Source organism: Bartonella sp. OC16QHHD (assembly GCF_042194035.1).
Taxonomy (GTDB): domain Bacteria; phylum Pseudomonadota; class Alphaproteobacteria; order Rhizobiales; family Rhizobiaceae; genus Bartonella.
Genome location: NZ_JBHIMJ010000005.1, coordinates 59,670 through 69,936, shown reverse-complemented (window position 1 = coordinate 69,936; position 10,267 = coordinate 59,670). Strand labels below are relative to the sequence as shown.

7 protein-coding genes and 1 pseudogene are annotated in these 10,267 nt (G+C 37.5%); 4 read left to right on the top strand and 4 right to left on the bottom strand.

Features of this window, described 5'->3' with window-relative positions; translation table 11 throughout:
• The first annotated feature begins 300 nt into the window (after positions 1 to 300).
• The 3 genes from ACFIK1_RS00985 (at position 301) to ACFIK1_RS00975 (ending at position 3,557) form a co-directional block, all read left to right on the top strand.
• A complete protein-coding gene (locus ACFIK1_RS00985; protein WP_375661869.1) occupies positions 301 to 693 on the top strand; it encodes a Fur family transcriptional regulator in 393 nt (130 codons plus the stop codon).
• Positions 694 to 866: 173 nt separating this feature from the next.
• Positions 867 to 1,961 (top strand): HlyD family secretion protein, encoded by a 1,095-nt coding sequence (locus ACFIK1_RS00980; RefSeq protein WP_375633811.1) that lies wholly within the window; start codon positions 867 to 869, stop codon positions 1,959 to 1,961.
• Positions 1,962 to 1,985: 24 nt separating this feature from the next.
• On the top strand, positions 1,986 to 3,557 hold the full coding sequence (locus tag ACFIK1_RS00975; protein WP_375634787.1) for a DHA2 family efflux MFS transporter permease subunit: 1,572 nt from the start codon (positions 1,986 to 1,988) through the stop codon (positions 3,555 to 3,557).
• A gap of 1,071 nt (positions 3,558 to 4,628) precedes the next feature.
• On the opposite strand, the gene ACFIK1_RS00970 is transcribed toward ACFIK1_RS00975, so the two are convergent.
• The 3 genes from ACFIK1_RS00970 to ACFIK1_RS00960 all read right to left on the bottom strand — a co-directional run bounded on the left by ACFIK1_RS00970 (position 4,629) and on the right by ACFIK1_RS00960 (position 9,040).
• Positions 4,629 to 5,213 carry a GNAT family N-acetyltransferase gene (locus ACFIK1_RS00970; protein WP_375612299.1) on the bottom strand — a complete coding sequence of 195 codons (585 nt, stop codon included), beginning with the start codon at positions 5,211 to 5,213 and terminating at the stop codon, positions 4,629 to 4,631.
• Positions 5,214 to 5,288: 75 nt separating this feature from the next.
• The gene (locus ACFIK1_RS00965) at positions 5,289 to 6,422 is read right to left on the bottom strand and encodes a type III PLP-dependent enzyme (protein WP_375633813.1); all 1,134 of its coding nucleotides are present in this window, start codon (positions 6,420 to 6,422) and stop codon (positions 5,289 to 5,291) included.
• A gap of 1,700 nt (positions 6,423 to 8,122) precedes the next feature.
• Positions 8,123 to 9,040 carry a rhodanese-related sulfurtransferase gene (locus ACFIK1_RS00960; protein WP_375661868.1) on the bottom strand — a complete coding sequence of 306 codons (918 nt, stop codon included), beginning with the start codon at positions 9,038 to 9,040 and terminating at the stop codon, positions 8,123 to 8,125.
• A gap of 115 nt (positions 9,041 to 9,155) precedes the next feature.
• On the opposite strand from ACFIK1_RS00960, the gene eda reads away from it, so the two are divergent.
• Entirely contained in the window at positions 9,156 to 9,821 is a 666-nt protein-coding gene (gene eda / locus ACFIK1_RS00955) for a bifunctional 4-hydroxy-2-oxoglutarate aldolase/2-dehydro-3-deoxy-phosphogluconate aldolase (RefSeq protein WP_375633815.1), read from the top strand.
• A 2-nt stretch (positions 9,822 to 9,823) separates the two neighbouring features.
• On the opposite strand, the pseudogene ACFIK1_RS00950 reads toward eda, so the two are convergent.
• A pseudogene (locus tag ACFIK1_RS00950) lies at positions 9,824 to 10,251 on the bottom strand (ferredoxin--NADP reductase); the annotation flags it as partial.
• Between the last annotated feature and the right edge of the window lie 16 nt (positions 10,252 to 10,267).

The following is a 10,267-nucleotide window of genomic DNA, read 5'->3' as shown; positions in this document are numbered from 1 at the left end:
TTTTTTTTAAATAAAATGCCCAAAACAATACCAATAAAATATTGAACAAAAAATCCTATTTCAAGACATTATTGGCAACAAGCAATTATAGCAAAAATAAGAAGCGTATAAAAGTTTCATGCCCGATAGCAGCGGCTTTCAGATTATAATACCCCTCCCCTCACAACGATTGCAACTTTTCTTACATATCGCAAGGATGTCATGTAAAAGGCTAAAGATAGAGTACATATTCTATAATCACCATTGCATAAATATCTTACACGCTTTATGCTTTTCCACGAGAGCAAAAGGAAGATGTCAATGTCATCTAAACTGACGCGTAACCAAACATTGGTTTTAAACACTTTAAAAAATGCAAAAGGGCCTTTAAGTGCTTATGCGATTCTCAATCACTTACGCGAAGAAGGTTTTCGTGCACCTCTCCAAGTTTATCGTGCGTTAGAAAAACTCGTACAGTTAAAGTGTATTCATCGTCTTGAAAGTGTAAATGCCTTTATGATCTGTTTACACCCTGAAAACTGTCAACATGAACTTACAACGTTTATAATTTGCGAAAACTGTGGCACAGTCAACGAAATACAAAATCAAACGATTGTATCGAGTTTAAAACAGATGGTTCAAGCTGTTGACTTCCAAGCACATAAAAGCACCCTAGAAGTACGAGGTCTTTGTAAAAAATGCGCAATAAAATAAGACCGCTAACTTGAAAACAAGATCTCTAACTTGCAAGTTTATATATTTAGCATTATGTACCAGGGATCACCTTATTGTTTGAAAAGCTCTTATCGTCCGTGCATATATATCACCCGATCTTAGTGATGGGTTTATTATACTCATTGGAACATAAATATTGAAAGTATAAAATCATGTCCGTAGCTGAGACAATTTTTTCAACCAAAAATTTCAATAAAACGCAAAAAAAGAAAGTAATCAAGGCTCTTCTTATTGTCTTTGCACTCTTTGTGCTTTGGTTTAGCTACAAATGGATAACGCAATGGCGTTATATGCTATCCACTGAAGATGCCTATGTACAAGGAGATATAGCCGCTATTGCGACTAAATTAAATGGATATATTGCAAAAATTGCCATTAAAGCCAACCAAGTTGTAAAAAAGGACGATGTTTTATTTTACTTAGACAATGGTGATTATCAAATAGCCTTGGATCAAACAAAAGCGCATCTTGACACACAGAAAAAAACACTTCTACGCATTGATGCACAAATCACAGCCGCTCATAGTGCTTTAGATGATGCAAAAGCGCAAAAAGCAGCCGCTTCAGCCATAGCAACCAATGCACAACTCACCTTAAAACGTGTAACAGAACTGAAAGCCAATCGTTATGCTCCTCAATCTGATGTCGATGATGCCAAATCAGCTTATGAACAAGCCATTGCAAATATTAACAGAGCAGATGCACAAATCGCTGCAGCACGTGCAAATATCCGAGTACTAGAAGCACAACGAAGTGAAACAGAAAGCCAAACAAAGAGTTTAGAACTTTCGCGTGAAAAAGCACAACGTGATCTTGATTCAACCATTATACGCGCGCCATTTGATGGAATCATAGGAAATTTAACAGCAAAAACGGGAGATTTTGTTGTAAATGGCCAACGTCTTGCAGCGTTAGTCCCCATCCATGCACTTTATATTGAAGCAAACTATAAAGAAACACAGTTGCAAAATATTCATGCAGGACAAAAGGCTTATATTTCTGTTGATGCCTTCAAAAAGCAGGTCTTTACAGGAACAGTGCTTTCTATTTCACCCGCAACAGGTGCTGTTTTTTCTCTTCTTCCTCCACAAAACGCTACCGGTAACTTTACAAAGATTGTCCAACGCATTCCCGTACGTATTTCTATTCCAGAAGAAGTCTTAAAGACCGGACATATCCGAGCAGGAATGAGTGTTTCAGTAGAAGTTGATACACGTACAAAACCACAAGATAAAAGTCTCTTATAATAACAAGCAAATGACCTCATTATTATGACATCTTCAATACCAAAGCCCATACAGTCTCAAGAGCGCATAGAAATCCGTAACATTGTGATTTTCATAGTTATGGCCTTTGGCATGTTCATGGCGATTTTGGATATACAAATCGTTGCCTCCTCTTTAGCCGAAGTTCAAGCTGGTCTTTCTGCAAGCTCTGAAGAAATTTCATGGGTTCAAACCTCCTACCTCATCGCTGAAGTCATCATGTTGCCCCTTTCTGGATTCTTAGGAAGATTGCTTTCAACACGTATTTTCTTCACCATATCAGCGATCGGGTTTACGATTACTTCTGTTCTTTGTGCAACAGCAACATCTATTGGAGAGATGATTATCTACCGTGCATTGCAAGGTTTTATTGGTGGAGGAATTATCCCAAGCGTTTTTGTCGCCTCTTATGTTCTTTTCCCTCCTTCCAAACGCCCAATTGTTACCCCTATTGTTGGACTAGTCGCAACATTAGCCCCCACTATTGGTCCAACGGTCGGAGGTTATCTTTGTCATATCTTATCATGGCACTGGCTTTTTCTCATTAATGTGCCTTTTGGGATTATTATTTCAATTCTCGCTTGGAAATTGATTGATTTTGATAAAGCAAATCCATCTCTCATGGCTAAATTTGACTGGTTGGGGCTCATTTCTATGGCTGTTTTTCTAGGAACTTTAGAGTATGTACTAGAAGAAGGCGCACGTCATGATTGGCTGAATGATAGGCTGGTTCGGAATTTATTCATTATCATGATTCTTGCTGCCGCCTTGTTTTTCTGGCGTGCTTTTACAGCAAAAGAACCCATTGTAGATCTCTCTACTTTTTCTAATTTCAATTTTTCAGCTGCATCCATTTTTTCCTTTTCACTGGGGATAGGTCTTTATGGACTCACGTACCTTTATCCTGTCTATTTGAGCCAAATCCGCCATTATGATGCCCTTATGATTGGAGAAACATTGTTTCTTTCAGGATTCGTCATGTTATTAACGGCTCCCCTTGCAGGATTCCTTTCAGCACGAATGGATGCACGTTTAATGATGGCAATAGGACTTTTTGGTTTTGCAATAGGCACTTGGATGGCAAGCACTATCACAGATAAGTGGGATTTTTGGCAGCTTTTTTGGCCGCAAGTTTTCCGTGGTGCTTCTGTAATGTTATGTATGGTTCCTATTAATAATATTGCCTTGGGAACACTCCCACCAGAACGAATGCAAAATGCTTCTGGACTCTTTAATCTCACACGGAATCTAGGTGGTGCTGTAGGGCTTGCCATTATCAGCACTATCATGACAAAACGCACGGATTTCCATTATGAACGAATAGCCGAAACACTTAACCACGCAAACAGACAAGCAACTGAAATGCTTTCAAAGCTTACTTTATTATTCAAAACAGAAACCTTTGATTCCTATACCCTGGCTCTTTCTCAATTGTTTAATATGGTACGCATACAAGCAATGATTATGGCTTTTAGTGATATTTTCTTTATCATAACCATCATCTTTGGTGTTTTGACATTTATGACCATGTTTCTCAAAAAAATACCACCTCTCATGGATTCACCACCAAATCACTAAGCTTAATTAAAATTGAGAAATATTTTTTATCCTTATCACTTTCCTCGCTTCCTATGCACTTTACCTTTTCTCAAGAGACAGTATAAATAAATATGTGATTCTAAATGATTCTTCTGATAAAAATTCTTTTCAATGCAGGCTCTTTACGCACTTTTAAAATAACTTCTCGCATACAAAAATTGTTTTAGATGATCGGTAAACAAAGATCTTACCTAACGTGCTCCACACTATAAAGATAAAGCAGCTATTTCTATAAGATTTTTGATTTATCACCATAGGGCACAAAAGATTAAAAGATTCTTGGCCCTTTACTCTTTTGAGTCTTACAAGAATATTCATAAAAGATTTATGATTCTTGTGATTTTTATTCACGCACCTATTTCCCTTATAATGTGTAGGACAACGTTTTTTTGATTCTGAATGCAAAATTTTACATGAAAAAATCATTTTGTATTTGATCCTCTCATGCTAATTGCAAAACGATTTACCTTTATAGTAAAAAAGTAATTATATATTTTTTTCAAAAAAGCTGCTTTTGAACATGTAATTTTATTTTTTACACTCTTTTAAAAAAGCTGATACCTATAATTTTGATTCTACTGCTGCATATTTTTCTTTCTTAAGCCCCTTCTCTTTCAACAAGCGCTAAAATTGTATAAAATTTCTCAAAATATCTCTCTATTGAATCAATCAAAACCATTCCCTTGCACATAAAAAGCAAAGAAACAAAAACTGTTTAAGAAAAAAATAAAATATCCAACCGTTTCGATGCAAGATCTACCAACGATATTGAAAACTGGAAAATGTATGATGATACTGGCTTTTAAAGAATACAAAACCACTCAAAAATTCGGTTCCTTTAATATTATAAAATAGGACGCTATTTCAAAAAATGAGCTTAAAATATATTCCTACTCACTTAACTGAAATTATCAAAAATAAGAAACCAGCCATATAATAAAATCGCAATACAACTCCCCAAAAACTTTGTACCGCTAAATACTTTGGCTCTAGCCAAAACAGTATGCTCTCCTCAATGCCAGCTGTTGAAAAACAAAATAAACACGATCTTCAAGCCACTTTATGATGCTGAAAACGATTTGAAACTTCTCGTTCTCCACTAGGAACCAAAGTGCCATAACACCCAGAAAGATAATGTGGTATCAGTTCCAACGCTTGAAAGCGATGCTTTTCGTAAGGACCAGGCATTGCCAAATTTTCTGTTAAACTATTTGAAAAGCCAAAACGTTGATAAAATTCAAAATCCCCTACCAGCAAAATGGCGCCATATCCCAATTTTTTTGCTGTTTCAATTGCATGGCGGACTAAAATTGATCCTATTCCCATACCAGCACATTCAGATGCAACAGCCAAGGGGCCCAAAAGTAAAGCATGTTGTGTTTTATTTTTTCTTTTAGAAAAAGAAACATGCCAAAGACGGACACTTCCCACAAGCTCTCCAAGCGCATTTTTAACCACAAAAGAAAGTCCTTGAGCAGCTAACCGACCACGACGTAAAGCCTCTGATGATTTACGTTTACGTCCATACCCCATCGTTGAATCAAGCAAAATTTCTCGATAAGGCTTATCGGTTTCTTGCTCCAATAAAAGTGTAAAACATGCCCCATCTTTTGTTTGAAAGTTCATCATGTTCATCTCAATGACCGCCCTCTTATAGCGCCATGACGAGCATAGCAAAAAGTCTAAAAAAACTATAGTTAAAAGGAAACCTCAGATCACATATGATCGTAAAGGCTCAAAACCATTAAAAGCAACCGATGCGTAAGTTGTTGTGTAAGCACCCGTTCCATGAATCAATATTTCATCTCCTATCGTTAGGGATAGAGGAAGCGGATAAGGTGTTTTTTCATAGAGAACATCTGCCGAATCGCATGTTGGTCCAGCCAAAATACAAGGCTCCATTACCTTATCATCATGAGGTGTCTCAATAGGATAACGAATGGCTTCATCCATAGTCTCAGCAAGACCATTAAATTTTCCAATATCAAGATAAACCCATCGTACATTATCATTATCAGCTTTTTTAGATATTAGAACAACTTCTGTACGAATAACACCAGCATTGCCAACCATCGCACGTCCTGGCTCAATAATCGTCTCAGGGATACGATTACCAAAATGCTTTTTCAATGAATCAAAAACTGCTGTACCATAAGCTTGTTCTGTAGGGACATCTTTCAAATAACGCGTTGGAAAACCGCCCCCCATATTCACCAACCTTAGTGAAATACCTTCTTGTTCCAAGCGCTTAAAAACTGTAGAAGCATCCGATAAAGCACGATCCCACGCACTCAGATCAACCTGCTGAGATCCAACATGAAAAGAAACACCGTAGGCTTGCAAACCCAATTGGTGTGCCCGTCTTAGAACATCAACCGCCATAGCTGGAACACAACCGAATTTGCGTGACAATGGCCACTCTGCACCTTTGCCATCGGTAAGAACACGGCAAAAAACACGTGTTCCTGGAGCAACACGCGCAATTTTTTCCACTTCTTCAACACAATCAACGGCATAAAGTGAAACTCCCAATGCATATGCTCGTGCAATATCACGCTCTTTTTTAATCGTATTCCCAAAAGAAATACGCTCTGACGTTGCTCCTGCTTTTAAAGCCATTTCAATTTCTGCAACAGAAGCCGCATCAAAAGAAGATCCTAAAGAACTCAGCAAACGCAAGATTTCAGGAGCTGGATTTGCCTTTATTGCGTAAAAAATACGAGACTGCGGCAGAGCTTTTTCAAAATTTAAATAGTTGTCACGAACAACATCAAGGTCAACAATTAAGCATGGACCTTCAGAACGATGTGTTGCAAGAAAATCGCGAATACGTTGCGTTGCCATCTGCAATTCTCCTTGAGGGAAAGCTCCCCCACTCTATGCTTGGACAGCCAAAACTGCCAAAAGCTAAAGGACAAAAAACACACAACAACCATCCCCATTCTGATTACAAAAAATCAGAAATTAGCATTGCATGCAGCGAAAGAACAGCGCGAAGCCGCGTTATTCTATTTTATCTGCCTTTTTGATTGGAGTTGAGAAAACCACTTCCGCACTGAAGGCAATGAGGTGTGCCTCTATAGTTATCCCAGCATTTAAAAGCTGGAAGACACCAGAAAGGCCCGCACCGTCGTTGCTTCAAGATGTCCTCATTCTTGCAATTGGCTGTAAGAATGACTGGAGCGGTTAGTTCCAGGTACCGTACCGGTTAATCTCACCATTTGAGAACCAGCGGACACCCACAGGCACGTGCGACTTTGGGCAAGGCATCCTATAAAACGAATCCTTTCTCATTTCAATCATTTTTTTAATTTTAAACATTTTTTAATTCTTAAAGATAAAATGGTGCAAAAAAACAACACTCTCCCCCAGACAAAGCCATCCATCCGCTTTCATGAGATCACACCCCTTACATTATCCGTGCAACATAAATCACTGTCTTGCGTTTAAAGCCCCTCGTTTCTTTACCCTATTCTATCTCCTAATATCCGCAGCAGAAAATAACGCAAAATAAATTACTCAAAACATTAATTTATAATGACAATTTATTATTGTGCCCTTAAACAAAAATCCCATTATAAAATCCTCTTATTTCAACCCTCTTACAATGAATCAATTAAAATCATTCTTTTGCGCATCACAAATAAAAAACAATTGAAAAAAGGAGTACCTCTTATATATCCTCTTAAATGCAAAGATGACCAACATTGAAGACTGAGGATAGTAACGACTAAAGCACCATCGTCTTTAAAGATAACGTGTCCTTCCCCCAACAAAACGCCATCATCTTTCTCATTTACATCCTAAAAAACATCCCTGCTTCCACATTCATTTCACAGCATCGCTTAAGCAAAATATCATGAAGAAATCCCCGTATAATATAGCTTGTATGATATAGATCAACTACATCTCACCCTCTTTATACTTATGAAATTAAAAACAAACGCTCCCATTCTATCTGCCAACTCCCAATATTGCAGAAACTCCTACATTGAAATGTTTCATAACACCTTATCTAAAATGATTTTTGTCCACACGTTGCTCCCATTTGCAACGTACAAGTGAATGAGCTTTACGCGATTCGTTCTCATCTAATCTGAAAGCAATAAAGTTCACAATATTGAACTCTTTTATTCAAATGAAAATAAATTATCATTATAAATTAATGTATTATATTAAATTCTGAAATCATAAACTCCTATTATCATTTTATTTTTTCCACCTAGCATCTGCTTTTTCATCTCCTCTTATTAATCACATCTTATTCATACGCTTTTCTCTTAATCTATAAATCTCCCTCCTCTGCGCTGTTGGTGAACGGCTGTTCTATTTTAAAATGAAAAGTATCTGAAAACTCAATCCTATAAAGTCAAGGAGAGCGAACAATCTATAATGATTATTTATAAGTCAAATAATTTAACATAAACAAAAAGACCGAATAATATCCGGTCTTATAAAATATTTTTCTACCAATATTAAAAAACTCTTTTCTCTTAAATTTAAGAGAAAAATGCTACAACTTAAAACTCTACACTGCGATATCCTTATGTCCCTTGATGAGAATCAATTGCACGCAACTTCAACAATTGAAATTGCCTATGGCGCTCACGAAAGCGCTCTCTATCGGCTTCACTACGCGTGTTATAACAAGCATCACAGGAAACACCTTCCTCATAATGAGGCGATAGTTTGCTTTCAGCATTAAGAGGAGAACGACACGCGCGACATAATTCGCGTCCACATTCTTCAAGACCATGTTGAACAGAAACACGCTCATCAAAAACAAAACACTCACCCCACCATAAACTTTTCTCTTTTGGAATTTTTTCTAAATATTTTAGAATACCTCCTTTTAGATGGTAGACTTGCTCATAACCAAGATCACGAACATAAGCTGTTGATTTTTCACACCGAATACCACCTGTACAAAACATGGCAATTTTCTTTTTTTTCTTTAACTCAGCCTCATATTTACGCACCCATTCAGGAAATTCGCGAAATGTTTTAATCTGCGGATCAATCGCTCCTTGAAAACTCCCTATCGCATATTCATAGTCATTCCGTGTATCGATTAAAATTGTCTCTTCATCTTGAATAAGAGCATTCCAATCTTCAGGATCGACATAAGTACCAACAACTTTTAGCGGATCAACCCCTTCAACCCCCATTGTCACAATCTCTTTTTTCAACCGCACTTTCATGCGATGAAAAGGCATTTTTGATGCCCATGAATATTTAATCTCCGGCGTTTGAAACGCTGGCTCAGCCGTAATAAAATCCACCAATGCCTCAATCGCATCACAAGAACCAGCAACTGTTCCATTAATGCCCTCTTGTGCTAAAAGCAGAGTGCCTTTGATATCCTTTGCTTGACATAAATCCTGCAAAGGTTTTTGTAATTGATGATAATGCTTCAAATCTGCAAAGCAATAAAGTGCAGCAACTTTAAAATTCTTTTCCATGTGTTTTGCCATAACGCGCGTTTCATTCAATTTCAAGATTTATTCATGTACTCTTTAACATATTGTGCTTAATCAAACGATACAAATAATATCATCTCCAAGAAGAAAAAATATCATGTGCCAAAAAAGAAAAAAGCTTTTATTATATCTCCAAGGACAAACTGTCATACCTATTTTACTCATTGACAATCTACAAAGTGCTGTACCCTTAACACGCGCTCTTGTCAAAGGTGGATTAAAAACAATTGAGATCACCTTGCGAACACCAAATGCCCTCAAAGCAATTCAGAAAATCACACAAGAAGTCCCTGAAGCAATTGTTGGAGCCGGCACAATTCTCAACACAACACATTACGAAAAAGCCGAACAAGCTGGAGCCAAGTTTATTGTAAGCCCCGGATTATCCAATGAACTAATCAATTGTGCAAAAAATAGTGAAATTCCCCTTCTTCCCGCTGCAATGACCCCAAGTGAACTCATGCAAGCATTAAACAAAGGCTATTCATATCTTAAATTTTTCCCTGCTGAAGCTGCTGGAGGTATTTCCTTCATCGAAGCTTTAGCATCTCCCTTCTCTGATATCTGGTTTTGCCCAACAGGCGGTATTACACAAAAAAGTGCACCACAATGGCTCCAACTGCCCAATGTCTTCTGCGTTGGAGGTTCTTGGATAGCGCCCCAAAAACTTATTGCCATAAGTGATTGGGATTCGATTACTGCATTAGCATATACCGCATCACAACTTCCCTCTCCCTCGAAAAAAGCTCTTTCTACAATATAATGTTAAAGTGCAAGAATATCAGTCCCTTCAACAAGACCAAAGCTTTCACACATTCTTGCGCAATCTTTTAACATTGCCATGGAAACACAAATCATCACCCGATCTTCATCGAGATGAATTTGGGGAAGTGCTATTGTTTCAAAGCCGCTTGTTTCAAAAAAGCACCCACTCTCCATAACAGTCGTAATACGCCCCATATGCTCAGAAAGCTCACGAGTGGTCATAGGATAAAATTTCAACTGTTGTGCATATGCCCCACAATGAGTGGATCTTATTGCAAAAAGGAAACAAGATCTTTTGCACAAATTGACTCATTCTTTTCGCGCGTTATTTAAATAAGAACAACTTCTGAAAATTTTTCATAAATGTCAGGCTCACGAATAAAGCTTGCAAAAGAAAAAAAACCGTACCGGTTTGAAAGAAGATAAAGCATCAACTTTCCCACT

What these genes read in the sequence shown, in the direction of transcription:
- ACFIK1_RS00975 (WP_375634787.1), top strand. Translation starts at nt 1,986, where the DNA reads ATGACATCTTCAATACCAAAGCCCATACAGTCTCAAGAGCGCATAGAA.
- ACFIK1_RS00980 (WP_375633811.1), top strand. Translation starts at nt 867, where the DNA reads ATGTCCGTAGCTGAGACAATTTTTTCAACCAAAAATTTCAATAAAACG.
- ACFIK1_RS00965 (WP_375633813.1), bottom strand. Translation starts at nt 6,422, where the DNA reads ATGGCAACGCAACGTATTCGCGATTTTCTTGCAACACATCGTTCTGAA.
- eda (WP_375633815.1), top strand. Translation starts at nt 9,156, where the DNA reads ATGTGCCAAAAAAGAAAAAAGCTTTTATTATATCTCCAAGGACAAACT.
- ACFIK1_RS00970 (WP_375612299.1), bottom strand. Translation starts at nt 5,213, where the DNA reads ATGAACATGATGAACTTTCAAACAAAAGATGGGGCATGTTTTACACTT.
- ACFIK1_RS00985 (WP_375661869.1), top strand. Translation starts at nt 301, where the DNA reads ATGTCATCTAAACTGACGCGTAACCAAACATTGGTTTTAAACACTTTA.
- ACFIK1_RS00960 (WP_375661868.1), bottom strand. Translation starts at nt 9,040, where the DNA reads ATGGAAAAGAATTTTAAAGTTGCTGCACTTTATTGCTTTGCAGATTTG.